This is a genomic window from Variovorax sp. 278MFTsu5.1, from assembly GCF_048305045.1.
Lineage (GTDB): Bacteria > Pseudomonadota > Gammaproteobacteria > Burkholderiales > Burkholderiaceae_C > Variovorax > Variovorax guangxiensis.
Genome location: NZ_CP157622.1, coordinates 1,252,112 through 1,275,880, shown reverse-complemented (window position 1 = coordinate 1,275,880; position 23,769 = coordinate 1,252,112). Strand labels below are relative to the sequence as shown.

Genomic DNA, 23,769 nt, shown 5'->3' with positions numbered 1-23,769 from the left:
GATGACACCGACCTTCCGCATCGCGCTGATCGCCGGCGACGGCATCGGCAAGGAGGTGATGCCCGAGGGCCTGCGCGTGGTGCAGGCCGCCGCGGCGCGCTTCGGCTTCGAGCTCGACTGCCGCGCCTTCGACTGGGCCAGCGCCGACTACTACGCCGCGCACGGCCAGATGATGCCGGACGACTGGAAGGAGCAGCTCAAGGGCGTCGACGCGCTGTACTTCGGCGCCGTCGGCTGGCCGGCGACCGTGCCCGACCACGTGTCGCTCTGGGGTTCGCTGCTGAAGTTCCGCCGCGAGTTCGACCAGTACATCAACCTGCGGCCGGTGCGCCTGTTCGAGGGCGTCCCCTGCCCGCTGGCCGGCCGCAAGCCCGGCGACATCGACTACCTCGTGGTGCGCGAGAACACCGAGGGCGAATACACCTCGCTCGGCGGCGTGATGTACGAGGGCACCGAGCGCGAGATCGTGATCCAGGAATCGGTGTTCTCCCGCCACGGCGCCGACCGCGTGCTGCGCTTCGCCTACGAGACCGCGCGCGCCCGCAGGCGCAAGCACCTGACGGTAGCCACCAAGAGCAACGGCATCGCGATCAGCATGCCCTGGTGGGACAGGCGCGCCGACGCGGTCGGCCGCGACTACCCCGAGGTGACGGCCGACAAGCAGCACATCGACATCCTGTCGGCGCGCTTCGTGCTGCAGCCCACGCGCTTCGACGTGGTGGTGGCGAGCAACCTGTTCGGCGACATCCTCTCCGACCTCGGCCCCGCGACCACCGGCACCATCGGCCTCGCGCCTTCGGCCAACCTCAATCCGGAGCGCAGATTCCCCTCGCTCTTCGAGCCGGTGCACGGCTCGGCGCCCGACATCTACGGCCAGAACATTGCCAACCCGATCGCGATGATCTGGTCCGGCGCACTGATGCTGGACTTCCTCACCCAGGGCCAGGGCGCGGGCCGCGCGGCGCACGACGCCATCCTGGGCGCGATCGAATCGGTACTGCGCGACGGCCCGCGCACGCGCGACCTCGGCGGCTCGGCGACCACCACCGAGGTGGGCATCGCTATCGCCGAACGTGTGGCCGCATCCTGAAGAAAGCTCCCTGCTCCATATGACTCTCGAAATCGAAAACAAGAGCCTGATGCCGGGCCGGCATCTGATCGGCGCTGAATGGCGCGAAGCCGGCGACGGCCGTCGCCTCGATGTGAGCGACCCCGCGACCGATGGCGTGTTCGCGAGCGTGCCCGACGGCACGGCCGCCGATGCGCATGCCGCCGTCGATGCCGCGCATGCAGCCTTTCCCGCATGGCGTGCGGTGCCCGCGAAGCAGCGCGCGCAGATCCTCAAGCGCTGGAATGATCTCGTGCTCGCGCACCAGGAAGACCTGGGCCGACTCATCTCCCGCGAACAAGGCAAGCCGCTGGCGGAAGGCCGAGGCGAGGTTGCCTATGCGGCCAGCTACATCGAATGGTTCGCTGAAGAGGCGACGCGCGCCAATGGCGACATCATCCCGGCACCCGTGACGGGCCGCCGCATGCTCGCACTGAAGGAGCCCGTCGGTGTGGTTGCAGCGATCACGCCTTGGAACTTTCCGGCCGCGATGATCGCGCGCAAGATCGCTCCGGCCCTCGCCGCAGGCTGCACCGTGGTGTGCAAGCCGGCCGAGGACACGCCGCTGACTTCGCTGGCACTCGTCGCGCTCGCATCTGAAGCCGGCGTACCGCCGGGCGTACTCAACATCGTGACCGCCTCGCGCGAACGCACGCCCGAAGTGGTCGACGCCTGGCTCGACGACTCACGCGTCCGCAAGATCACCTTCACCGGCTCCACGCCCGTGGGCAAGCACCTCGCGCGTCGCTCGGCCGACACGCTGAAGAAGCTGTCGCTCGAACTCGGCGGCAATGCCCCCTTCATCGTGTTCGACGACGCCGATCTCGACGCGGCGGTCGAAGGCCTGATGGCCGCCAAGTTCCGCAACGGCGGCCAGACCTGCGTGTGCCCGAACCGGGTGTTCGTGCAGGCGAGCGTGCACGACGCCTTCGTCGACAAGCTGGCCGCGCGGGTCGGCGCACTCAAGGTAGGGCCAGCCACGCAGGCGGATTCGCAGATCGGGCCGATGATCAACGCGCGCGCGGTGGAGAAGATCGAGCGCCATGTGCGCGACGCGGTCGCACGCGGCGCGTGCATCGTGGTCGGCGGCAAGCGGCTGCGCGACGCGCGCTGCGACGGCCCCAACTATTTCGCGCCCACGGTGCTGGTGAACGCCGACGCGACGATGGAATGCAGCTGCGAGGAGACCTTCGGCCCCGTGGTGCCGGTCACGCGCTTCGAGACGGAGGCGCAGGTCATCGCGGCCGCCAACGACACGCCCTTCGGACTCGCGGCGTATTTCTATTCGACGGACGCACGGCGCATCTGGCGGGTGACCGAGGCGCTGGAGTCGGGCATCGTCGGAGTCAACGAAGGCGCGCTGGCGGCCGAGGCCGCGCCCTTCGGCGGCGTGAAGGAGTCGGGCTACGGCCGCGAAGGCTCGGTGTACGGGCTGGACGACTACATGCACATCAAGTACGTGTGCCAAGGGCAGCTGCAATAGCGCATCGTTTCGCCCTGGCTGCGTCGAGAAAACCCGGACGGCAGGCTACCGGATCGAGCGGTAGACGGCACCTCCGTCTCGGCGAATCAACGGCCACCGCACGATCCATCAGTGCGCGCTCGCAAAGACATATTTCCCGCTGTTGTCGACCCATGGTTCAGCATCAACGGGGCCGGATTTTTTCTAGCATCGATCCACCATCCGACCAACGCGAACAGGGTTTCACATGTCCAAGCTTCTTGTCCCTTTCAACCTCGACCAACTCGGTGAACCGCGTGAATACCGGCCGCCGGCGGAGCGCGTCATCGAGGGCGATGTCGTATGCCGCAACTGGGACGTCGACAGCGCCAAAGACGGCAAGGTGCGCGCCGGCGTGTTCGAGTCGACGGTGGGCGTCAATCACTCCATCAAGGGAGAGACGTGGGAGTTCTGCCTGATCCTTTCGGGCGTGGTGGAGATCACCGAGCAAGGCCAGCCCCCGTTGACCTACAAGGCCGGCGACTGCTTCATCATGAAGCCGGGCTATGTCGGAACGTGGCGCACCATCGAGACCGTTCGCAAGGTGTGGGTCACCGCTTGACGGAAAGCCCCGTGATGACAGCTGAACCACGCATGGACGACGCCCGCTTCTACATCGATGGGTGCTGGCAGGACCGCACTCATGCCGCGGGTATTGCGGTCGTCGATCCGTTTACCGAAGAGATCATCGGACACGTCGCAGCCGGCTCATCGACCGACGTGGACCTGGCCGTCGCTGCGGCCCGGCGCGCTTTCGAGGCGTTTTCACAAAGTTCCGTCGAGGAGCGGCTTGCGCTCCTGGGGCGAATCCTGGCGCTTCTGGAGGAGCGCGCGGAGTTGTTCGCGCAAGCCATCGTGGCGGAGATGGGGGCTCCCATCGGATTCGCCAGGACCGCCCATGTGCCATTCGGGATTGCGCATGTCCGTGCCCAGATGGAAGTGCTTCAGCGCTACAAGTTTCTTTCCTCGGATGGCAGCGTTGCCATTTCGAAAGAGCCGATCGGCGTATGCGCCCTGATCACGCCATGGAACTGGCCGCTGTATCAGATCACCGCCAAGGTCGCACCGGCGATCGCCGCGGGCTGCACGATCGTCCTGAAGCCCAGTGAGTTGTCGCCGTACAGTGCGCAGCTTTTCGCGCAAGTGATGCACGACGCCGGCACGCCGGCAGGTGTCTTCAATCTGGTCGGGGGCAGGGGGGAGGTGGTCGGTGCGTCGTTGGCGGCGCACCCCGATGTCGACATGATCTCCATCACCGGATCGACGCGAGCCGGTGTGCTCGTGGCCCAAGCAGCTGCGGTGACGGTGAAACGCGTCGTGCAGGAACTGGGCGGCAAGTCGCCGAACCTGTTTCTGGACGACGCCGACTTTGAACGGGGCGTGGCAAAGGGCGTGCTGGCAGGAATGCGCAATGCGGGCCAGTCGTGCAGTGCGCCGACACGGATGCTGGTGCCCGCGTCGCGGTTGGCCGAGGTGGAAGCATTGGCACAAGCGGCGGCAGCGGGCATCACGGTTGGCGATCCGCGCGACGCAAAGACGTCGATGGGCCCGATCGCAAACGCTGCGCAGTATGCGAGGGTGCAGGAGCTGATCGCCAGCGGAATCGAACAGGGCGCCAAGCTGGTCTGCGGCGGTCCGGGCAGGCCCGCCGGCTTGACGCGTGGCTATTTTGCACAGCCGACCGTGTTTTCCGATGTGACGCCCGACATGAGAGTGGCGCAGGAAGAAATATTCGGTCCCGTGCTGGTCATCATTCCTTATCGGGACGAGAAAGAGGCCATTGCGATTGCGAACGACACGGTCTATGGCCTCGGTGCGAACGTGCAGTCTGGCGATCGGGAGCGAGCGCAGCGCGTAGCCATGCAACTTCGCGCCGGCCAGGTGCATATCAACTATCCGGCTTGGAACAGCCATGCGCCGTTCGGCGGATTCAAGCGGTCCGGCAATGGCCGCGAATACGGCATTCACGGGCTTGAGGAATATCTCGAGACCAAGGCAGTCCTTGGCTACTGATCCAGCAGGATCTGCCAACAATCGAAATAAACATACTTCACGTTTTCACCGCCCCTTCACGGACATCCCGAGAATGCCTGCACCACTGTTTCCCGTTGAGTCCAGCCCCGATCTGCCGACCCATGCGGACGTCGTCGTCATCGGCGCCGGCATCATTGGCGCATTCACTGCCTACTTCCTGGCCAAGCGCGGCATGAAGGTCGCTCTCGTGGAAAAGGGGCGCGTGGGCGCCGAGCAATCGAGCCGGAACTGGGGGTGGTGCCGTCAGCAGAATCGCGATGCGCGCGAACTGCCCATGTCCACCCGGAGCCTTGAGCTGTGGGATCAGTTTGCCGCAGACAGCGGCGAAGACACGGGCTTCAAGCGCTGCGGCCTGCTGTATCTCAGCAACGACGAAGCCCAGATTGCCGGTTGGGCCAAATGGCGCGAGTTCGCGACGACCGTTGGCGTGACCACGCACATGCTGAGCGGCCGCGAGGCCTCCGAGCGCGGCCAGGCGACCGGCCGCGCGTGGAAAGGCGGCGTCTTCTCACCCAGCGACGGCACGGCCGATCCGGCCAAGGCAGCGCCCGCCGTGGCAGCCGCGCTCATGAAACTTGGCGGCACGGTGCACCAGAACTGCGCCGCGCGTGGCATCGAGATGCAAGGCGGCCGGCTCTGCGGCGTGGTGACCGAAGCGGGGACCATCAAGACCCGCAGCGCCGTGCTCGCAGGCGGCGCGTGGGCGTCCTCGTTCTGCAACCAGCTCGGTGTGCAGTTTCCGGTCGCCACGATTCGCCAATCGATCGTACGACTGGCGCCGGTGGATCAGAGCCTGCCGGCCGCCTTGACGAGCCCGCGCGTCGCCGTCACGCGCCGCCCCGACGGACACTACGTCCTGGCCATCAGCGGGCGAGGGCGCGCCGACCCCACAGCGCAGCTGGTGCGCTTCGCGCCGCAATTCATCCCGATGTTCGCCAAGCGCTGGCGCAACGTGTTTCCCGGCGGCCTGGAGGGCATCCGCTGGGGCCACGAAACCCGGGCTCGATGGAAGCTGGACGCGCCCACACCGATGGAACGGGCGCGCATCCTCGACCCGAAGCCCGACCCTGCGGGTGTCCGCGAAACCCACCGCCGTGCCGTCGACTTGTTGCCTGCGCTGCGCGGAGCCCGCATCGCCAACACCTGGGCTGGCTACATCGACAGCACGCCCGACGGCGTGCCGGGGATCGGCGAGCTGCCGCAGGTTCCCGGGCTCATCCTGGCTGCGGGCTTTTCGGGCCACGGTTTCGGCATCGGTCCCGGCGCAGGGCACCTGATCGCCGACCTGGTGTCCGGGGCCAAGCCGATACTCGATCCCGCGCCTTTCGACCCCGCACGGTTCAAGAAGTCGATGTGGGGCAAGGTGGCTGATTTCTAGACCGGTTCCGGGTTTGCCGCACCAGGCCGGCGCCCCTTCGCCTATGGTCCCCACACCACGCGCGGCGCCACCGATGGCAGTCGCCCCGAGCCCTTGATTCATGGACAGATCACACCGATGAAGACACTGTTGCTGAACAAAGAGAATGTAGGGAGCCTGATTTCCATGAAGGAAGTCATTGGGACGGTGGAGCAGGCGTACAAAGCCTTCAGCAGCGGCCAGGTGATTCAACCGGCCTACACATGCATCCACTTCCCGCCACCCCGGGGCGAAATCGACTTCAAGATAGGGTACTGCGAGGCCAACGAGATCATCTCGATGAAGACCTCGTCCGGGGGATTCCCGAACAATCCCACCGAGCACGGCGTGCCCAGCGGCATGGGAACCATCCTCCTGTTCGACGCCAGAACCTGCGCGCTCATTTGCGTGATGGATGGCAGCCTTGTCACCGGCTTGAGAACAGGCGCCGCCGGGGCCGTTTCGGTGAAGGCGCTGGCCCGCAAGGACGCGAAGACCATCGCCTCCATCGGGACCGGCAATCAGGCCCGGATGCAGATCCGCGCGATCCGGGAGGTGATGACGATCGATACCATCCATGCCTGGAGCCCCCACCCCCAGACGCTCGCGCAATACAAGGCCGATATCGAGCGCGAGTTCGGCATTCCGGTGGTGATGGCCCGCTCCAAACAAGACGCTGTGGAGCAGGCGGACATCCTAGTCACTACCACCCGCGGCAAAGGTTCGCTGGTGGAAGCCGCCTGGGTCCGACCTGGCACGCATATCGTCGCCATTGGCACGGACACGCAAGGCAAGCAGGAGCTGGAGCCCGAGATCTTCAGGAACGCCAAGATCGTCAACGATTCGATTGCGCAATGCGTCGAGAAAGGCGAAACCTGGCATCCGCTGCACAAGAACATCATCGGCAAGCACGACATCCACGCCGAGATCGGCGAGGTCCTGCTGGGCAAGAAGCCGGGGCGCGAGTCCGACGGCGAGATCACGATCTTCGACTCGACGGGCATGGCCATCCAGGACAACACGACGTCGCACCTGATCTATCGCAACGCCATGGCCAGCAACACCGGCACGGCTTTTGAGTTCATTCAATCATGAAGCCCCTGCTCGAGCACCCCACCCTTCGCGACATCCACCAAGCGCGGGAGCGACTGAAACCACACATCCGTCACACGCCCTTGCTGCGCGCCGAGAAGATGGAGACCACGCTCGGGTGCGAGGTGTACCTCAAACCCGAGACGCTGCAGATCACCGGGGCCTTCAAGATCCGCGGCGCGCTGAACAAGACCTTGTCGCTGCCCCGCGAGGCGATTGACAACGGCATCATCGCCACGTCTTCAGGCAACCATGCCCAGGGGCTGGCCTACGCGGCGCGGATGCTGGGCGTCAAGGCGCTTCTGGTGGTGCCCGTCACCACCCCGAAAATCAAGGTGGAGAACACCCGGGCGCTCGGCGCGGAGGTGATTCTGTTCGACGGCGACACCGCGGCGCGATGGAAACGGGTTTACGAGATCGCGGCAGAAAACCACTACGCCGTGGTGCACGCATTCGAGGATCCCACGGTCATGGCGGGCCAGGGAACCATAGGCTGCGAAATCCTGGAAGACCTGGCCGACGTGGACACCGTCATCATCCCTATGGGGGGCGGGGGTCTCATTTCCGGCATCGCCACCGCCATCAAGGAAACCAGACCCTCCGTGCGTGTGGTGGGCGCGGAACCAGCGCTGACCCCCAAGTACTTCCATAGCCGCATCAACAAGGAGCGCACTTCACTGCCGCTGAAGAACACGATCGCCGACGGTTTGCGTATCAGTGTGCCAGGCCAGAACCCCTACCCCATCATCGAAAGGTACGTCGACGAGATCGTGCTGGTCGAGGACGAACACATCATCGAGGGCATGCGCATGCTGGCCAAGGACGCCAAGCTGATTGCAGAACCGGCTGCCTCGATCGGCATTGGCGCGCTGCTGGCGAAAGGACTCAAAGTGACGCCAGAGGAAAAGGTCTGTGTGGTGTTGACAGGCGGCAACTGGGATCTGTGCGACCTTGCCGAAATCTTTCAGCGCGCCAATTGATCGCTCCGGGGTCGGGCGTGTCCGCCGTGGGAAAGCGGCGCCGGCAAAGCCTCATCTGCCGAGATCCGCTTCACAACTGCCGCAGCATGTGCCGGCAGAGGTGCCGATAGCGATCAATGGTGCGGGTTTATGGCCACGCAACGGCACCAACCTCTTCATGCCCCCCCTTAAGCTGTGGCAATCGGCGACAGCCGCGTCGCACGCATCGCAAGCCCTACGTCGTGCAACGCACGGCAGCCTGAACAAACGATAGCGATCCATCCATGGCCCAGCCCTTGCGTCTCATCGAGACCTCCTCCACACTGCCGCGCCATGCCGACGCCGTCGTCATTGGCGGCGGGATCATCGGTGTCTTCACGGCCTACTACATGGCCCGTCGCGGCCTGTCGGTAGCGCTCTTCGAGAAGGGTCGCATCGGTGCCGAGCAGTCGAGCCGCAACTGGGGATGGTGCCGCCAGCAGAACCGCGATGCACGCGAGCTGCCCATGGCCACCCGCAGCCTCGATCTTTGGCAGCAGTTCGCAGCGGACACGGGCGAGGACACGGGCTTCAACCGCTGCGGACTGCTCTACCTCAGCGACGACGAGGACGAGATCGCCCGCTGGGCCAAATGGGGCGAATTCGCGAAGACGGCCGGCGTGAAGACGCACATGCTCAGCGGCCGCGATGCCAGCGAGCGGGGCCGGGCCACCGGCCGCGCGTGGAAGGGTGGCGTGTTCTCGCCCAGCGACGGCACGGCCGACCCGTCGAAGGCGGCGCCCGCAGTGGCCGCGGCGCTCATGAAACTCGGCGGCACGGTGCACCAGAACTGCGCCGTGCGCGGCATCGAGCGCGAGGGAGGCCGCCTCGCCGGCGTGGTCACCGAGGCCGGCACCATCAGGACCCGCATGGCCATCTACGCCGGCGGCGCATGGGCTTCGTCCTTCCTGCGCCAGCTGGGCATCAGGTTTCCCCAGGCCACGGTTCGCCAGACCATCGTGCGCGTGTCATCCGTGGCCGAGCGACTGCCGGCTGCGCTGCACACCGCGCGCGTGTCCGTTACGCAGCGCAGCGACGGCAGCTACAACCTCGCCATCAGCGGGCGCGGACGCGTGGACCCGACAGCGCAGCTGCTGCGCTTTGCGCCGCAATTCCTGCCAATGTTCGCCAAGCGCTGGCGCAACGTTTTTCCAGGCGGTCTGGAGGGCATCCGCGGCGGCCACGAAACGCTGGCAAGGTGGCGGCTGGATGCGCCCACGCCCATGGAGCGGGTGCGTGTGCTCGACCCCAGGCCGGATGCCGCGGCGGTGAAGCAGACTTTCCACCGTGCGGCCGAACTGCTGCCGGCGTTGGGCCAGGCGGGCATCGCCAACGCCTGGGCTGGCTTCGTCGACAGCACACCGGACGGCGTTCCGGGCATCGGCGAGGTGCCGCAGATCCCCGGCTTCATCCTGGCCGCGGGATTCTCGGGCCACGGCTTCGGCATCGGCCCCGGTGCGGGCCACCTGATCGCCGACCTGGCGACGGGCGCGCCGCCCATCTTCGATCCGGCGCCCTACAACCCGGCGCGCTTCGCGAAGTCGGCCTGGGGCCAAGTCGCCGACTTCTAGCAGTCCACCGCGTGTCCCCTTTTCAACTTCCGGCCGGTGAGCTGGCGAGGCTGGTACTCGCCCAGCTGTTCGTCAACGCCTGCGTGACCGGCCTGCGGATGGCCATGCCGCTGCAGTCGCTGCGACTGGGGCATGGCGAGGCGGCAGTGGGCGGCCTGATCGCGCTCTTCGCGCTCGCCCAGGTGTTTCTCGCACTACCCGCGGGCCGCTACTGCGAACGCAGCGGGCTGAAGCGGCCGGTCGCGATGGCCGTGGTGGTCGCCACGGCGGCCTGCGCCATGGCCGCGGCGTGGCCAGTGTTGCCGGTGTTGTGCGCCAGCGCGCTTCTCACCGGCGGCGCGGGCGGCGTCGTGATCATTGCGGTCCAGCGCCATGTTCCGCGAGTCGCGGGCGAGGCGGCCTCGCTTCGCCAAGCGTTCTCGTGGCTGGCGATCGGCCTGGCCTTGTCGAATGTCCTGGGCCCGCTGATGGCCGGGTTCCTCATCGACAGCGCCGGAATCCGCGTCGCGCTCCTGGGGCTGGCGCCACTGCCGCTGCTGGCCTGGCTAGCCGTGCGAGGGGCGGTCGATCATGCGTCCCCGCTGCACGAAGCGCCCACCAGCGAGCGCAGCGTCCGGGACCTCTGGCGCCATGCCGGCCTGCGCCGGCTGCTGCTGTTGACCGGCCTGCTGTCGTGCTGCTGGGACGTGCACACCTTCCTCGTGCCCGTGCTCGGTCATGAGCGCGGCGTGCCCGCATCGGTGATCGGCAGCATCCTGGGCGCCTTCGGCATCGGCGCCGCCGCCGTCCGGCTGCTGGCGCCGCTTGTGGCCGCGCAGTTGCGCGAATGGGCCGTCCTGCTCGGCGCGATGGTCGCCACCGCGCTGCTGTTCGCCGTCTATCCGCTGGTGCAGGCGCCGCTCGCCATGGGCCTGTGCTCGGCGCTGCTGGGCTTCAGCCTCGGCAGCACTCAGCCCATGGTCATGAGCCTGCTGCACCGGCTCGCGCCGCAGCACCGCTATGGCGAAGCAGTGGCGATGCGCGTGATCGTGAACAACGCATCCAGCGTCGGCATTCCCTTGGTGTCGGGCGCGGCCGGTTCGCTGGTTGGCGCGGCCGGCGTGTTCTGGGCCGCGGGCGTACTGGCGGCCGCCGGTGCGCGTCTCGCGCTTCCCCTCAAAGATCACTGAGAACCCCATGATCCGTTCCATCGCCTTCATCCACACCGTGGCCCTGCTGGTCGAGCGTTTCCGGCCGCGCTTCCAGGCCGAGCTGCCACAGCAGCGCTGCTTCCACCTGCTCGACGAAAGCGTGCTGCAGGACCTGCTGCGAGACGGACCGTCGCCCGCCATTACGCGGCGCATAGTCACGCTGGCCACGCTGGCCGCCGACGCGGGCGCGGACCTGATCGTCTTCACCTGCTCCTCAACCTCTCCCGCCATCGATGCGGCGCGGCCACTGGTGCCGGTGCCCATCGTGAAGATCGACGACGCGATGTACGCCGAGGCGGCCCACTGCGATGGCCGTGTCGGCCTGCTGTACACGGCGCGCTCGACGCTGGAGCCGAGCCGTTCGCTGCTGGCCGAACATGCCGCGGCGTCCGGCGCGCGGGTGAAGGCCGAGTGCGTGCTGGTCGACGGTGCATTCGACGCGCTTTCCGCCGGCCGGCGCGAAATCCACGATGCACTGGTGACGGAATCGGCGCTTGCCCTCGCTGCACGCGCCGACCGGCTGGTGCTGGCACAGGCCTCGCTCGCCCACTTGGCTGCGCCACTCGCCGAAGCCACCGGCAAGCCGGTGTTCGCCAGCCCGGAGTGGATGGTCCGCGATGTCGTGGCGCGCGTGGCCGCGGCGGCCTGATCTCGAAGAGGCGCAGGCTCGTCTGGATCTGACGCGACTGGCACCCGGCATGCAGAGCGTCGTGCGTCACAAGACCGTGCTGCAGCATCTCATGATCGTTCGCAAGGTCATCCTGGCTCAGAGCGCCAATTTGACTATCTCGACAGGCCTGCCGCTCGATCCAAGCAGAGCTGTCATGCGATCCGCGCGCGACTTCGGGATCGCGATACCCGCGAGACGGCACAGTCCATCGCAAAGACACCGGAGTACAGCCAGTCGCGCAGGGACAGGAAGAAGGTCGAGATGCTGTTCGCACACCTCAACGCATCATGGAAATGGATCGGCTCCGGCTTCGCGGACTCTGTGGTGCGCGGGACGACTTCCTGCGGGCGGCAACTGAGCCGAGCCTTCGTTCACCGTGCGATCTACTCTCGCCTACTCTGTCAGATGCTCGCACCAGAATTCGCAGCCTCGACCAGCCCCGGCCCCACGTTCAAGCCTACTGGACCAACCTGCGGCTGGCTTCCGAGGCGCCTCCTGTCAATCGCTTCACAGGTTGCGCATCTCGGACCGGTCGCCGGCGGCCTCGAGGCCTTGCAGGCGGAGGCGGGCGTTGCTGCGGGCGCGGCCTCGCCACTCAAGCGCGCCGCACCCGCTGCCTCGCGGCTTCGGAATGCACCCACGCCAGAAACGCCTCCACCGCCGGACGCCCGGCATGGCGCTGGGGATAGACCAGAAAATGTGCCTTGACCCTGATCGCCTTGTCCAGGCCGAACACCGGCTTGAGCTTGCGCTCGGCGAGGTGACCTGCGGCATTGACGTCGCTCTCCAGCGCGATACCCAGCCCTTGCGTTGCCGCGTCCAGCGACATTTGGGCGCGGTCGAAACGCAAGGCGTAGCGCTCCGGGGCGCGCTTGTCTGAAAACGCCTGCAGCCAGTCCGACCATTGGACGATGCTGACGTTGCTTTGGATCAAGGGCATGTCCAGGAGTTGATCGATCCTGGACAGGCGACGCTCGCGGACGAATGCCGGGCTCGCGAGCGGCACGATGCGTTCCTCGAACAGCGGCTCGACCACCAGGTTGCCCCATTGCGGCACGCCATAGCGGATGTCGATGTCGGCCTGGCCCAGCGCGAAGTCGCTCTGCGTGTGGGCGGCCGACAGGTTCAGCGAGATGTCGGGGTGCGCCTGTGCGAAGCGGCGCAGGCGCGGCATGAGCCACAGGCTAGCGATGCTGGGCGCGCAATGGACGTACAGGCTGTTGCCGACTCCTTCGCGCAGGTCTTCGGTGGCCGTGGAGATGGCCGACAACGCGCCGCCTACGCGATCGAGGTAGCGAGTCCCCGCATAGCTCAGGCGCACCCCATGCGCGCTGCGCTCAAACAGGCGCACGCCAAGGTCCGACTCGAGGCGTGCGATCTGGTGGCTGACCGCAGAAGGCGTCAGGTGCAGTTCCGCGGCGGCGAGCGCAAAGCTGCGTCGTCGCGCGACGCTCTCGAATGCGAGGAGGTTGGCAATGGCTGGGATCGACGACATCGGGTTTCCCCCGCGCTCAGATGAACATCCTTCATCCTAGCCTGACGAGATATCGCTTGTCTTCATCTTCAGCCCGATCGACCATTCGCTCCGTCCCGAGAGGCGCGCCACCTACGGCCGCTGCGGACCCCTTACTCAGAACTCAGGAGATCGAAGACATGCTGCTCAAGGACAAGGTCGCGCTGATCACCGGCGGTGCCGGCATCAACGGACTGGGCTTCGCCACTGCGCGAGAAATGGCCGCGCAGGGCGCGCGCGTGGTCATCATGGACCTCGAACGGGCGGAACCGCAGGCGGCTGCGGCTCGCCTGGGCGAAGGCCACCTCGGTGTGGTCGGCGACGTGACCGACAAGAACGCCTGCATCGCAGCGGCAGCCGCAACGATCGCGGCCTTCGGGCGCATCGATGTCCTCATCAACAATGCCGGCATCACCCAGCCGGTGAAGACCCTGGACATCACGGGGGCCGACTATGACCGGATCCTGGACGTCAGCCTGCGCGGCACGCTCTACATGTCGCAGGCAGTGCTGCCCGCCATGCGCGGCGCACAGGGCGGTTCGATCGTCTGCATCTCGTCCGTGTCGGCGCAGCGCGGCGGCGGCATCTTCGGGGGGCCGCACTACTCGGCCGCCAAGGCGGGCGTGCTCGGCCTGGCGCGTGCGATGGCGCGTGAGTTCGGCATCGAAGGCATCCGCGTCAACTGCATCACCCCCGGCTTGATCGAGACCGACATCACGCAGGGCAAGCTGAGCCCGGACCGCAAGAAGGAAATCGAGGACACGATCCCCCTGGCTCGCCTGGGCCAGGCCAAGGACGTAGCCGGCGCCTGCGTCTTCCTGGCCAGCGACCTGGCCGCCTACTGCACGGGCATCACCCTCGATGTGAACGGCGGCATGCTGATTCACTGACCGACACCTCACTCCATCAACAAAATCCAGGAGACATCGCATGAACCGCCAACATTTCATCCGCAGCGTGCTTGCCACCTCCCTCGGCCTGCTCTGCGCTGCGGGCGCCGCCGCACAGACAGTCAAGCTCACGCTCGGCCACGGCGCCGCGATCGGCAATCCGCGGCATGAAGCGGCCGTGAAGTTCGCCGAGGTCGTCAAGGCCAGGTCGGGCGGCCGCATCGAGGTGCAGGTCGCGCCTTCCGGCCAGTTGGGCGACGACGCTGCCATGGTCACCGCACTGCGCACCGGTGCTCTCGACATCAGCGCGAACTCGCAGGGTGCGGTGGCCAATGCGGTGCCCGAGTACGCCGCTTACGGCATGCCCTTCCTGTTCGCCAGCCCGGCGGCTGCCTTCAAGGTGCTCGACGGCCCGCTCGGCAAGGAACTGGCCGACCGTTCGGCCGAAAAAGGCATGGTGCTGCTGGGTACCTGGGACAACGGCATCCGGCAGATGACCAACAGCAAGCGCCCGATCAACGGCCCCGAGGACCTCAAGGGCCTGAAGATGCGCGTGCCGCCGGATGCGACCCTGGTCGACATCATGAAGGCGCTCGGCGCCGAGGCTCAGCAGATCAAGTTCGCCGAGCTGTACGTGGCCCTGCAGCAGGGAGTGGTCGATGGGCAGGAGAACCCGCTCGTGAATTTCCACGCCAGCAAGCTCTACGAAGTGCAGAAGCACCTGGCCATGACGAATCACCAGTTCCAGATGACGCCATTCCTGATGAGCAAGCGCAGCTGGGACAAGCTGTCGGAAGCAGACCGCAGGATCGTGCAGGAGGCCTCGACCGAAGCCACCGCGCTGCAGCGCAAGCTGTCGCAGGACGCCGACGAGAAGCTGCTGGCCGACCTCAAGGCCAAGGGCGTACAGGTGACCACCCCTGCGCCGGCACCCTTTGCCAAGGCCACGGCGGAAGTCGTCACCAAGTGGGCAAGCGGCCCCATCGGTGCCTACGTCAAGAAGGTCGTTGCGGCCGCCCAGGCGCTCTGACCGATAGCCACGCCAAGGAGATCCCCATGGTCCACGCCCCTAACGGCTGGATCGATGGCGTCATCGCCGGCATCTGCCGCGCGGTGCTCTGGCTGTCGACCTCCGTCATCTTCCTGATCCTCGTGGTCAACACGGTGCTGCGCTATGCCACCGGCTCCAGCCTGGAGTGGGCCAACGAGGTGCCCGAGCTGCTGTTTCCCTGGCTCGTCATGGCCGGCGTCGTCATCGCCGCGCAGCAGGGCGCGCACATCGCCACCACGTTCTTGATGGACGCGCTGCCTGCTGGCGCACGCCGTGTGGTTGCCACGTTCGCCTGGCTCGTCGTGGCGGCGATGTACGGCACGCTGTCGGTCGCCACCTTCCGCATGCTGGAAATCGTGCACGACGAGAAGTCGCCGATCCTGCAAGTGCCGGGCTCGGTCACCTATGGCTGCGTGATGGGGGGCATGGCCCTGCTCGCGGCGCTGGCCCTGCAATCGGGCGTCAAGACGTGGCGCAGCACGCCGCTGCCGCCTTCAGCCGACGCGGAGCCGGTCGTCCCGGCCGCCCACTGGTAGAGCGCAACACGACAAGGACCCGACATGAGTGCCCTGATTCTTCTCGTGTTCATGGTGGCCGCCGTGGCGGCCATGCCCATCGCTCATGCGCTGCTCGTGGCAGCCATGGCCGCGGCGGCCAGTTCGGACAAGGTGCCTCTCGACCTGCTGGTGCAGCAGATGGTCGCGCAGGTGCAGAGCTTCCCGCTGATCGCCATCCCCTTCTTCATGCTCACCGGCAGCCTCATGATGGGCGGCAAGCTGGGCGAAGCGCTGGTCGGCGTGCTGTCCACGCTGCTGGGGCGCTTCCACGGCGGCCCCGCCCAGGTCGGCGTTTTGTCCTCCACGCTGTTCGGCGGCGTGTCGGGCTCGGCGGTGGCGGATGCCTCGGCCATCGGCTCGCTCATGATCCCCTGGCACAAGCGCCTGGGGTACCCCGCGGCCTTCTCGGCGGCCACGCTGGCGGCGGCCGCCACCATCGACATCCTGATCCCGCCGTCGATCCCGATGATCCTCTTCGCGTTGACCGCCAACGCGTCGATCGCCGACCTGTTCGTCGCCGGCGTGCTGCCCGGCCTGCTGATGTGCGGCGGCTTCATGTTCATGTGCTGGTGGGTGGGCCGGCGCCGCAACTTCCCGCGCGAGACCGCGCCCTTCGACGGCATCGCATTCCGCAGGCATCTGGCTTACGCCTCGCCCGCGGTGCTGTTGCCCGTGCTCATCATCATCTTCCTGCGCTTCGGCATCGCGACGCCGACCGAGGTGGCCGTTCTGTCGACCCTGTATGCGGGCGTCGTGTCGGCGGTGATCTATCGCGACCTGGGCTGGAAGCGCCTGAACGACGCGGTGGTACACGCAGGCTTGGCAACCGGCGTGGTGCTGCTGGTGATCATGGCCTCCGCCGCCATCGGCTGGCTGCTCACCTTCGACCAGATGCCCCAGGGCATCGCGCAGTGGGTGCAGCAGAACGTGCATGCGAAGGTGCTCGTGATCCTGCTGATGAACCTGCTCATGCTCTTCCTCGGCATGTTCATCGACCTGCCTGCGGCCATCCTGCTGCTGACGCCGGTGTTCGTTCCGCTGGCGAATTCCATCGGCATGGACATGACCCAGCTCGGGATCATGATGGTCGTCAACCTCGCCATCGGCCTGTACACGCCGCCGGTGGGCACCACGCTGTTCATCACCAGCGCGCTGGCCAAGGTCAAGGTCGGGCAGACCGTGCGCGAGCTGGGCCCGTTCTACCTCGTCGCCTTTGGCGTCCTGGCCCTCGTGTCGTATTTCCCGTCCTTCATCCTGAAGTGACCCAGATCCCCCATCCCCCGTGTCTTCTAGGAGAAATTCATGACCGATTCCGCGGCGTTGCCTTCAACGGCCACGCAAGCGCTGGCACAGGCTGCCTGGCGCATCCGCCGTTACGCCCTGCGCATGGGCGAAGTGCAGGGACAGGGCTACATCGGCCAGGCCCTGGGCTGGGCCGACGTGCTGGCCGTGGCTTACCGCCACGCCCTCACCCTGCGTCCCCGCGAGCCCGAATGGGAAGGCCGCGACCGCTTCCTGCTCTCGCATGGTCACTACGCGATTGCCCACTATGCGGCGCTCATCGAGGCCGGCGTGATCGACGAGAGCGAACTCGAGACCTACGGTGGCGACGACAGCCGCCTGCCCATGTCCGGCATGGCCGCGTACACGCCCGGCATGGAGATCTCCGGCGGCTCGCTGGGCCAGGGACTGGTCATTGCCGTCGGCATGGCGCTGGGCCTCAAGCAGAAGAAGAATCCGGCCTTCGTCTACAACTCGATGTCCGACGGCGAGCTCGACGAAGGGTCGACCTGGGAGGCCGCCATGGCCGCCGCTCATCACCGGCTGGACAACCTGGTCTGCCTGGTCGACATCAACAATCAGCAGGCCGACGGCCCTTCGAGCAAGGTACTGGGCTTCGAACCCCTGGCCGACAAATGGGCGGCGTTCGGCTGGCACGTCCAGCGTGTGGACGGCAACGACCTGCCGGCCGTGCTGAGCGCCTTCGACACAGCCCGCGGCCTGCGCGAGGCCAAGCCGCGCGTGATCCTGTTCGACACGCTGATGGGCAAGGGCGTGCCTTTTCTGGAGCAGCGCGAAAAGAACCACTTCATCCGCGTCGACCCGCCCGAATGGCAGCAGGCGCTGGCCATCCTCGACGCGAGCCGCCCCGAACCATCCACCGAAGGAGCCCTGGCATGAGCCAAGCCATCGCAGAGAAAGCAAAGCCCCGGCTGACGACGTCGGCCATGATCGCCTCCATCGCCTCCGAAGGCCAGCGTGTCAAGGCGGCCCCCTTCGGCAAGGCCCTGGTGGAGTACGCCGCCGATCGGCCCGAGGTCGTGGGCCTGACGGCCGACCTCGCCAAATACACGGACCTGCATCTTTTCGCCCAGGCCTATCCCGAGCGCTTCTTCCAGATGGGCATGGCCGAGCAGCTGCTCATGGGAGCCGCCGGCGGGCTGGCCAAGGAGGGGCTCGTGCCCTTCGCGACCACCTATGCCGTCTTCGGCACCCGGCGCGCCTACGACTTCATCCACCAGGTGATCGCCGAGGAAAACCTCAACGTCAAGATCTGCTGCGCGCTGCCGGGCCTCACCACCGGCTACGGGCCCAGCCACCAGGCCACCGAAGACATCGCCATGATGCGCGGCGTGCCCGGCCTGACCATCGTGGACCCGTGCGACGCCCTGGACATCGAGCAGGCCGTGCCGCAGATCGCACAGCACCCCGGGCCGGTCTACATGCGCCTGCTGCGCGGCCAGGTGCCGCTGGTTCTGGACGAGATCGAGGACTACCGCTTCGAGCTCGGCAAGGCCAGGATGCTGCGCGAGGGCGCAGACGTGCTGGTCATCTCCAGCGGCATCCTCACCATGCGTGCGCTGGAAGTGGCGCAGGACCTGGCCGCCGACCGCGTCGATGTGGCCGTGCTGCACTGCCCGACCATCAAGCCCCTCGATGAAGCCGCCATCGTCGCCGCCGTCGGCGCGGCGCCGCGTCTCGTGGTCGTCGCCGAGAACCATTCGGTGGTCGGTGGCCTCGGCGAGGCGGTGGCGTCGGCGCTGCTGCGTCACCGTGTGCATCCCGCCCGCTTCGAACTCGCCGGCCTGCCCGACGCCTTCCTCGATGCGGGTGCGTTGCCGACCCTGCACGATCGCTACGGCATCAGCCGGGAAGTACTGGGGCGGCGCATCCGCGGCTGGCTGGGCTGAGGGGCGTTCGAACGGCTTCGGGCCCGCGCTTTGGCGCCATCGGTGCGGCGCCGGTCGTTTTCACCGAGTGACTACGCAGACCGCGTCATTTCTCGAGGAGCGGTCAGCGCCAGCTGCGTTCAACGCCCTTCCACCAGCCGCCCCCAGCCTCACTCCACCGTCACACTCTTCGCAAGATTGCGCGGCTTGTCCACGTCGGTCCCCCGCGCGCAGGCCGTGTGATACGCCAGCAGCTGCAGCGGCACCACGTGCAGGATCGGCGAGAGCGCGCCGTAGTGCTCGGGCATGCGGATCACGTGCAGGCCTTCGCCGCTCCTGATCTTCGTGTCGCCGTCGGCCAGCACATAGAGCACGCCGCCGCGGGCGCGCACTTCCTGCAGGTTGCTCTTGAGCTTCTCGAGCAGCGCGTCGTTGGGGGCCACGGCCACCACGGGCATCTCGCTGGTCACCAGCGCGAGCGGGCCGTGCTTGAGTTCGCCGGCGGCATAGGCCTCGGCGTGGATGTAGGTCACTTCCTTGAGCTTGAGCGCGCCTTCCAGCGCGATCGGGTAGTGCAGTCCGCGGCCGAGGAAGAGCGCGTTGTCCTTGCGCGCGAAGTCTTCGGCCCAGCCGATGATCTGCGGCTCCAGCGCGAGCACCGACTGCAGCGCGACGGGCAGGTGGCGCATTTCCTTCAGGTAGCGCGCCTCCTCGGCATCGCTCAGCCGGCCCTTGGCCTGCGCGATGGCCAGCGTGAGCAAAAAGAGCCCCGCGAGCTGCGTGGTGAAGGCCTTGGTCGAGGCCACGCCGATTTCCACGCCGGCGCGCGTGATGTACGCCAGCTTGCACTCGCGCACCATCGCGCTGGTGGCAACGTTGCAGATGGTCAACGTCTGCTCCATGCCCAGCGAGCGAGCATGCTTGAGCGCGGCCAGCGTGTCGGCCGTTTCGCCCGACTGGCTGATGGTGACGACCAGCGTCTTCGGGTCGGGCACCGATTCGCGGTAGCGGTACTCGCTCGCGATCTCGACCTGCGTGGAGATCTTCGCGATGCCCTCCAGCCAGTACTTGGCGGTGCAGCCGCTGTAGTAGCTGGTGCCGCAGGCGAGGATGAGGATCTTGTCGATGTCTTGGAACACGCGGTGCGCGCTCGCTCCGGTGGCACCGTCCTGCCCGATGCCGTCGAACAGCTCGGGCACGATGCCTTCCACGCCTTCGAGCGTGTCGCCGATGGCGCGCGGCTGCTCGAAGATTTCCTTCTGCATGTAGTGGCGGTACGGGCCCAGTTCGGCCGCGCCGCTGTGGGCGAGCACGGTGCGCACCTGGCGAGTGACGGGCTTGTGGTTCCTGTCGACGATCCAGTACTTGCCAGGCTGCAGGTCGACCACGTCGCCCTCTTCCAGGTAGACGATCTGGTCCGTCACGCCGGCAAGGGCCATCGCGTCGCTGGCCAGGAAGTTCTCGGCGCCGTCCTTGCCCGCGCCCAGGATCAGCGGCGAACCCGCGCGCGCGCCGACCACGCGCTGCGGCTCGTCGCGGCAGATCACGGCGATGGCGTAGGCGCCGTGCAGCTGCAGCACGGCGGCCTTCACGGCCTCGAACAGGTCGCCGTCGTAGAGGCTGTCGACCAGGTGGGCGATGACCTCGGTGTCGGTCTGGCTCTCGAAGGCGTAGCCCTTGGCCTCGAGCGCGGCGCGCAGGCTCTCATGGTTTTCGATGATGCCGTTGTGCACCAGCGCGATGCGGCCCGGCCGCGCGGCCTGCGCGTCGGCGCCCGGGCCGTGGCTGAAGTGCGGATGCGCGTTGTGCACCGCCGGCGCGCCGTGCGTGGCCCAGCGCGTGTGGGCGATGCCGGTGAGGCCCTCGACCTTGTCGTCGCGCACCTGCGCCACGAGGTCGGCCACGCGCGAGGTGGTGCGCGCCCGCGTCAAGCCGCCGGCATGCACCGCGACGCCGCAGGAGTCATAGCCGCGGTACTCGAGCCGCTGGAGGCCCTGCACGAGGACCGGAACGATGTTGCGATGGGACGCTGCCCCGACGATGCCGCACATGGTGAGCTGCCTTTGAATGGAGAAGAGGCTCGATGGTAGGAAGGCATGGAAGAAATATGCATTCGAAATTCGATTGATTTCGCACTTTTATTTCTCCATTTCGGATGATTGGAGTTTTATTCCATAATTTCATTGAATATGGAATCAATTTCCCTCGATTCAACCGACCTCCGCCTGCTCGACGCCCTGCAGCGCGACGCCTCCCGGACCAACCAGCGCCTGGCCGCCGACGTGGGCATCTCCCCGCCCACCTGCCTGCGCCGCGTGCAGCGGCTGCGCGACGTCGGCCTCATCGAGCGCCAGGTGGCGCTGCTGTCGCCCGACCGGCTCGCCGCGGTGCTGGGCCACGGCCTGCAGGCGGTGATCGAGATCTCGCTCGACCGGCAGGATGCCGCCTCGCTCGACGCCTTCGAGACGCGCGTGATCGCCGACGACGCGGTCCAGCAGTGCTGGCGCGTATCGCCCGGTCCGGACTTCATCCTGGTGGTGGCGGCGCGCGACATGCCGGACTACGGCGCGCTCACGCAGCGCCTGTTCACGGCCGATGCGAACGTGCGCAACGTCAAGGCCTTCTTCAGCCTGAAGCGCGCGAAGTTCGAGCCCCGGATGCCGCTGGCATCGGGGGCCTGAAGGCCGTCGTCAGGCCTTCGGCTTCTTCTGGGGACGCTTCCAGTTCGGGAAGCTCACCGCCTTGCTGCGCGCCACGGTCAGCGCGCCCGGCTCGGTCGACTTGTTGATGGTCGAGCCGCCGCCGATGGTGCCGCCCGCGCCGATGGTGATGGGCGCCACCAGCACGCAGTTGCTGCCCACGTGCACGTCGTCGCCGATCACGGTGCGGTGCTTGTTGGCGCCGTCGTAGTTGGCGGTGATGCTGCCCGCGCCGTAGTTCACGCGCTCGCCCACGGTGGCGTCGCCCAGGTAGGCCAGGTGGTTGGCCTTGGCGCCGGCGGCCAGCGTGGAGTTCTTCACTTCGACGAAGTTGCCGATGTGCACCTCGGCGCCCAGCTGCGCGCCGGGCCGCAGCCGCGCGAAGGGGCCGACGAGCGCGCCCGCGCCGACGGTGACGCCGGCCTTCTCGCCCTCGATGTGGGTGAAGGGATGGATCACCGCGCCGGCCTCGATGCGCGCGTTGGCGATCACGCAGTTCGCGCCGATGCGCACGCCCTCGCCCAGCGACACCGCGCCCTCGAAGACGCAGTTGACGTCGATCTCCACGTCGCCCGCGCATTCGAGCGTGCCGCGCAGGTCGAAGCGCGCCGGGTCGGCCAGCCGCACGCCCTGCTCCATCAGCGCGCTCGCCTGGCGCAGCTGCCAGGCGCGCTCCAGCGCCGCGAGCTGGGCGGGGCTGTTGATGCCGGCCACCTGCAGCGCGTCGGTGGTGACGTGCGCGACCACGGGCACGCCGTCGGCCGCAGCGAACTTCACCACGTCGGTCAGGTAGTACTCGCCCTGGGCGTTGCGGTTGTCCAGCCGGCCGAGCCAGCCCTTGAGCAGGCGCGCGGGCACTGCCATCACGCCGCTGTATATCTCGCGCACCGCGCGCTGGGCCTCGGTGGCGTCCTTGTGCTCGACCACGGCCTGCACCTCGCCCTGAAGCCCGCCGCTGCCGGCCGCGCGGATGACCCGGCCATAGCCCGTGGGGTCGTCGAACTCGATGGTCAGCAGCGCCAGCTTGCCGCCGGCACTGGCCGCGACGAGGGCACGCAGGGTTTCTTCGCCGATGAGCGGCACGTCGCCCGAGAGCACCACCACCGTGCCGTCGTCCGCCAGCAGCGGCGCGGCCTGCTGCACCGCGTGGCCGGTGCCCAGCTGCGGCTCCTGGCGCGCGAAGCGCAGGCTGGCATCGCCGATGCCGCCAGCCATCGAGGCCTCGACCTGGTCGGCGCCGTGGCCGGTGACCACCACCACGTCGCGCGCCCCGATGCGCGCGGCGGTGCCCGCCACGTGCGCCAGCAGGGCGCGGCCGCCCAGCCGGTGCAGGACCTTGGGCAGCCTGCTCTTCATGCGGGTACCCTTGCCGGCGGCCATGATGACGACGTCGATCGGTCCGTGGTCGCTGTTCTGTTGCGGAGGTTGATTCATGCGTTTCTTTTCCAGGATTCGTTGCGCGACTTGCTCGGCAATGAGCCGAATTATCGGCGCGCTGCTCGTGGCCACCGCCCTGGGCGCCTGCAGCGCCATCCAGCTGGCCTACAACAACCTGCCCACGGTGAGCTATTGGTGGCTCGACGGCTACCTCGATTTCGACGGTGCCCAGACCCCGAAGGTGCGCGACGAGCTCGCCCGGCTGCTGGCCTGGCACCGGCAGAACGAGCTGCCGCGCATCGCATCGCTGCTCAAGGAGGCCGAGACGATGGCCCCGGGCGAGGTGACGCCCGAACAGGTCTGCGCCATGTCCGACCGCATCCGCGAACGCCTGCTGGCCGTGACCGAGCGCGCCGAACCCGCCGGCACCGAGCTGGCTCTGAGCCTGAGCGAGGCCCAGCTGCAGCAACTGGAGCGCAAGTACGCCAAGAACAACGCCGAATACCGCAAGGACTGGCTCGACCGCACGCCCGCGCAGGTGCACGAGAAGCGCTACGACCAGTTCCTGGAGCGCACCGAGGATTTCTACGGCCGGCTCACGAACGAGCAGCGCGACCTGCTGAAGCAGCAGGTCGCGCAGTCGGTGTTCGATCCGAAGCCGGCGGACGCCGAGCGCCGCAAGCGACAGCAGGAGGCGCTGAGGCTGCTGCGCGGCTTCCTCGCCAACAAGACCCCGCCGGCCGAGGCGCGGGCCGCGCTGCACGACTACATCCAGCGCATCGCCGAGCCGCCGCCCGGCCCCTGGCGCGACCAGCAGCGGGCCCTGCTGCAGGAAGGCTGCCGCAACACCGCGGCCATGCACAACGGCACCAGCGCCAGCCAGCGCGCGCAGGCGGTGCGCCGGCTGCAGGCCTACCAGGACGATCTGCGCCAGCTGGTGGCGGCGCGCTGA

21 protein-coding genes and 1 pseudogene are annotated in these 23,769 nt (G+C 67.4%); 19 read left to right on the top strand and 3 right to left on the bottom strand.

The annotated features are described in order from the left end of the window. Nucleotide 1: 1 nt before the first annotated feature. The 11 genes and pseudogenes from ABL844_RS05570 to ABL844_RS05520 form a co-directional block, all read left to right on the top strand. Entirely contained in the window at nucleotides 2-1,090 is a 1,089-nt protein-coding gene (locus ABL844_RS05570; protein ID WP_184634872.1) for a tartrate dehydrogenase, read from the top strand. 19 nt (nucleotides 1,091-1,109) lie between these two features. Next, nucleotides 1,110-2,591 (top strand): NAD-dependent succinate-semialdehyde dehydrogenase, encoded by a 1,482-nt coding sequence (locus tag ABL844_RS05565; protein ID WP_418130714.1) that lies wholly within the window; start codon nucleotides 1,110-1,112, stop codon nucleotides 2,589-2,591. Between the two features lie 226 nt (nucleotides 2,592-2,817). Then, a complete protein-coding gene (locus ABL844_RS05560; protein WP_126021314.1) occupies nucleotides 2,818-3,171 on the top strand; it encodes a cupin domain-containing protein in 354 nt (117 codons plus the stop codon). Between the two features lie 32 nt (nucleotides 3,172-3,203). Next, entirely contained in the window at nucleotides 3,204-4,622 is a 1,419-nt protein-coding gene (locus ABL844_RS05555; RefSeq protein ID WP_418130713.1) for an aldehyde dehydrogenase family protein, read from the top strand. A gap of 73 nt (nucleotides 4,623-4,695) precedes the next feature. Then, entirely contained in the window at nucleotides 4,696-6,021 is a 1,326-nt protein-coding gene (locus ABL844_RS05550) for an NAD(P)/FAD-dependent oxidoreductase (RefSeq protein WP_418119222.1), read from the top strand. Nucleotides 6,022-6,138: 117 nt separating this feature from the next. Continuing rightward, complete coding sequence (locus ABL844_RS05545; protein ID WP_418130712.1) at nucleotides 6,139-7,134, top strand: ornithine cyclodeaminase family protein; 996 nt, start codon at nucleotides 6,139-6,141, stop codon at nucleotides 7,132-7,134. Next, the gene (locus ABL844_RS05540; RefSeq protein WP_418130711.1) at nucleotides 7,131-8,111 is read left to right on the top strand and encodes a threonine ammonia-lyase; all 981 of its coding nucleotides are present in this window, start codon (nucleotides 7,131-7,133) and stop codon (nucleotides 8,109-8,111) included. Before ABL844_RS05545 ends, ABL844_RS05540 begins: the two co-directional genes overlap by 4 nt. Before the next feature lie 263 nt (nucleotides 8,112-8,374). Next, nucleotides 8,375-9,700 carry an NAD(P)/FAD-dependent oxidoreductase gene (locus ABL844_RS05535; RefSeq protein ID WP_418130709.1) on the top strand — a complete coding sequence of 442 codons (1,326 nt, stop codon included), beginning with the start codon at nucleotides 8,375-8,377 and terminating at the stop codon, nucleotides 9,698-9,700. A gap of 11 nt (nucleotides 9,701-9,711) precedes the next feature. Continuing rightward, nucleotides 9,712-10,869, top strand: a complete 1,158-nt coding sequence (locus tag ABL844_RS05530) for an MFS transporter (RefSeq protein WP_418124570.1) — start codon at nucleotides 9,712-9,714, stop codon at nucleotides 10,867-10,869. A gap of 7 nt (nucleotides 10,870-10,876) precedes the next feature. Continuing rightward, nucleotides 10,877-11,539 carry an aspartate/glutamate racemase family protein gene (locus ABL844_RS05525; protein WP_418130708.1) on the top strand — a complete coding sequence of 221 codons (663 nt, stop codon included), beginning with the start codon at nucleotides 10,877-10,879 and terminating at the stop codon, nucleotides 11,537-11,539. A gap of 210 nt (nucleotides 11,540-11,749) precedes the next feature. Beyond that, nucleotides 11,750-11,949 (top strand): annotated as a pseudogene (locus ABL844_RS05520) (IS5/IS1182 family transposase); the annotation flags it as partial. 206 nt (nucleotides 11,950-12,155) lie between these two features. Here ABL844_RS05520 and ABL844_RS05515 read toward each other — a convergent pair. Next, the gene (locus ABL844_RS05515; protein ID WP_369659537.1) at nucleotides 12,156-13,055 is read right to left on the bottom strand and encodes a LysR substrate-binding domain-containing protein; all 900 of its coding nucleotides are present in this window, start codon (nucleotides 13,053-13,055) and stop codon (nucleotides 12,156-12,158) included. Between the two features lie 158 nt (nucleotides 13,056-13,213). On the opposite strand from ABL844_RS05515, the gene ABL844_RS05510 reads away from it, so the two are divergent. From ABL844_RS05510 to ABL844_RS05485, 6 genes are read left to right on the top strand one after another with little or no spacing between them, the layout of a single operon-like run. Continuing rightward, the gene (locus ABL844_RS05510) at nucleotides 13,214-13,963 is read left to right on the top strand and encodes an SDR family NAD(P)-dependent oxidoreductase (RefSeq protein ID WP_418130707.1); all 750 of its coding nucleotides are present in this window, start codon (nucleotides 13,214-13,216) and stop codon (nucleotides 13,961-13,963) included. Nucleotides 13,964-14,003: 40 nt separating this feature from the next. Next, complete coding sequence (locus ABL844_RS05505; RefSeq protein WP_369659539.1) at nucleotides 14,004-14,993, top strand: TRAP transporter substrate-binding protein; 990 nt, start codon at nucleotides 14,004-14,006, stop codon at nucleotides 14,991-14,993. A 26-nt stretch (nucleotides 14,994-15,019) separates the two neighbouring features. Further along, entirely contained in the window at nucleotides 15,020-15,550 is a 531-nt protein-coding gene (locus ABL844_RS05500; RefSeq protein WP_126021323.1) for a TRAP transporter small permease, read from the top strand. A 24-nt stretch (nucleotides 15,551-15,574) separates the two neighbouring features. Further along, nucleotides 15,575-16,834, top strand: a complete 1,260-nt coding sequence (locus ABL844_RS05495) for a TRAP transporter large permease (RefSeq protein ID WP_126021324.1) — start codon at nucleotides 15,575-15,577, stop codon at nucleotides 16,832-16,834. Between the two features lie 39 nt (nucleotides 16,835-16,873). Further along, a complete protein-coding gene (locus ABL844_RS05490) occupies nucleotides 16,874-17,752 on the top strand; it encodes a transketolase (RefSeq protein ID WP_126021325.1) in 879 nt (292 codons plus the stop codon). Next, entirely contained in the window at nucleotides 17,749-18,762 is a 1,014-nt protein-coding gene (locus tag ABL844_RS05485) for a transketolase family protein (protein ID WP_418130706.1), read from the top strand. The genes ABL844_RS05490 and ABL844_RS05485 overlap by 4 nt, the downstream gene beginning before the upstream one ends. A gap of 149 nt (nucleotides 18,763-18,911) precedes the next feature. On the opposite strand, the gene glmS is transcribed toward ABL844_RS05485, so the two are convergent. Further along, on the bottom strand, nucleotides 18,912-20,792 hold the full coding sequence (gene glmS / locus ABL844_RS05480; protein ID WP_126021327.1) for a glutamine--fructose-6-phosphate transaminase (isomerizing): 1,881 nt from the start codon (nucleotides 20,790-20,792) through the stop codon (nucleotides 18,912-18,914). Between the two features lie 138 nt (nucleotides 20,793-20,930). Here glmS and ABL844_RS05475 point away from each other — a divergent pair, with 138 nt between their 5' ends. Beyond that, complete coding sequence (locus ABL844_RS05475; RefSeq protein WP_418130705.1) at nucleotides 20,931-21,422, top strand: Lrp/AsnC family transcriptional regulator; 492 nt, start codon at nucleotides 20,931-20,933, stop codon at nucleotides 21,420-21,422. Between the two features lie 9 nt (nucleotides 21,423-21,431). On the opposite strand, the gene glmU is transcribed toward ABL844_RS05475, so the two are convergent. Next, nucleotides 21,432-22,874, bottom strand: a complete 1,443-nt coding sequence (gene glmU, locus ABL844_RS05470) for a bifunctional UDP-N-acetylglucosamine diphosphorylase/glucosamine-1-phosphate N-acetyltransferase GlmU (RefSeq protein ID WP_418130704.1) — start codon at nucleotides 22,872-22,874, stop codon at nucleotides 21,432-21,434. A 40-nt stretch (nucleotides 22,875-22,914) separates the two neighbouring features. Between glmU and ABL844_RS05465 the strand changes: the two genes are divergently transcribed. After that, nucleotides 22,915-23,769 carry a DUF6279 family lipoprotein gene (locus ABL844_RS05465; protein ID WP_418130703.1) on the top strand — a complete coding sequence of 285 codons (855 nt, stop codon included), beginning with the start codon at nucleotides 22,915-22,917 and terminating at the stop codon, nucleotides 23,767-23,769.

Excerpts from the sequence above, each read along its gene's own strand:
- ABL844_RS05570 (WP_184634872.1), top strand. The coding sequence starts at position 2 with ATGACACCGACCTTCCGCATCGCGCTGATCGCCGGCGACGGCATCGGC.
- ABL844_RS05565 (WP_418130714.1), top strand. The coding sequence starts at position 1,110 with ATGACTCTCGAAATCGAAAACAAGAGCCTGATGCCGGGCCGGCATCTG.
- ABL844_RS05560 (WP_126021314.1), top strand. The coding sequence starts at position 2,818 with ATGTCCAAGCTTCTTGTCCCTTTCAACCTCGACCAACTCGGTGAACCG.
- ABL844_RS05555 (WP_418130713.1), top strand. The coding sequence starts at position 3,204 with ATGGACGACGCCCGCTTCTACATCGATGGGTGCTGGCAGGACCGCACT.
- ABL844_RS05550 (WP_418119222.1), top strand. The coding sequence starts at position 4,696 with ATGCCTGCACCACTGTTTCCCGTTGAGTCCAGCCCCGATCTGCCGACC.
- ABL844_RS05545 (WP_418130712.1), top strand. The coding sequence starts at position 6,139 with ATGAAGACACTGTTGCTGAACAAAGAGAATGTAGGGAGCCTGATTTCC.
- ABL844_RS05540 (WP_418130711.1), top strand. The coding sequence starts at position 7,131 with ATGAAGCCCCTGCTCGAGCACCCCACCCTTCGCGACATCCACCAAGCG.
- ABL844_RS05535 (WP_418130709.1), top strand. The coding sequence starts at position 8,375 with ATGGCCCAGCCCTTGCGTCTCATCGAGACCTCCTCCACACTGCCGCGC.
- ABL844_RS05525 (WP_418130708.1), top strand. The coding sequence starts at position 10,877 with ATGATCCGTTCCATCGCCTTCATCCACACCGTGGCCCTGCTGGTCGAG.
- ABL844_RS05515 (WP_369659537.1), bottom strand. The coding sequence starts at position 13,055 with ATGTCGTCGATCCCAGCCATTGCCAACCTCCTCGCATTCGAGAGCGTC.
- ABL844_RS05510 (WP_418130707.1), top strand. The coding sequence starts at position 13,214 with ATGCTGCTCAAGGACAAGGTCGCGCTGATCACCGGCGGTGCCGGCATC.
- ABL844_RS05505 (WP_369659539.1), top strand. The coding sequence starts at position 14,004 with ATGAACCGCCAACATTTCATCCGCAGCGTGCTTGCCACCTCCCTCGGC.
- ABL844_RS05500 (WP_126021323.1), top strand. The coding sequence starts at position 15,020 with ATGGTCCACGCCCCTAACGGCTGGATCGATGGCGTCATCGCCGGCATC.
- ABL844_RS05495 (WP_126021324.1), top strand. The coding sequence starts at position 15,575 with ATGAGTGCCCTGATTCTTCTCGTGTTCATGGTGGCCGCCGTGGCGGCC.
- ABL844_RS05490 (WP_126021325.1), top strand. The coding sequence starts at position 16,874 with ATGACCGATTCCGCGGCGTTGCCTTCAACGGCCACGCAAGCGCTGGCA.
- ABL844_RS05485 (WP_418130706.1), top strand. The coding sequence starts at position 17,749 with ATGAGCCAAGCCATCGCAGAGAAAGCAAAGCCCCGGCTGACGACGTCG.
- glmS (WP_126021327.1), bottom strand. The coding sequence starts at position 20,792 with ATGTGCGGCATCGTCGGGGCAGCGTCCCATCGCAACATCGTTCCGGTC.
- ABL844_RS05475 (WP_418130705.1), top strand. The coding sequence starts at position 20,931 with ATGGAATCAATTTCCCTCGATTCAACCGACCTCCGCCTGCTCGACGCC.
- glmU (WP_418130704.1), bottom strand. The coding sequence starts at position 22,874 with ATGAATCAACCTCCGCAACAGAACAGCGACCACGGACCGATCGACGTC.
- ABL844_RS05465 (WP_418130703.1), top strand. The coding sequence starts at position 22,915 with ATGAGCCGAATTATCGGCGCGCTGCTCGTGGCCACCGCCCTGGGCGCC.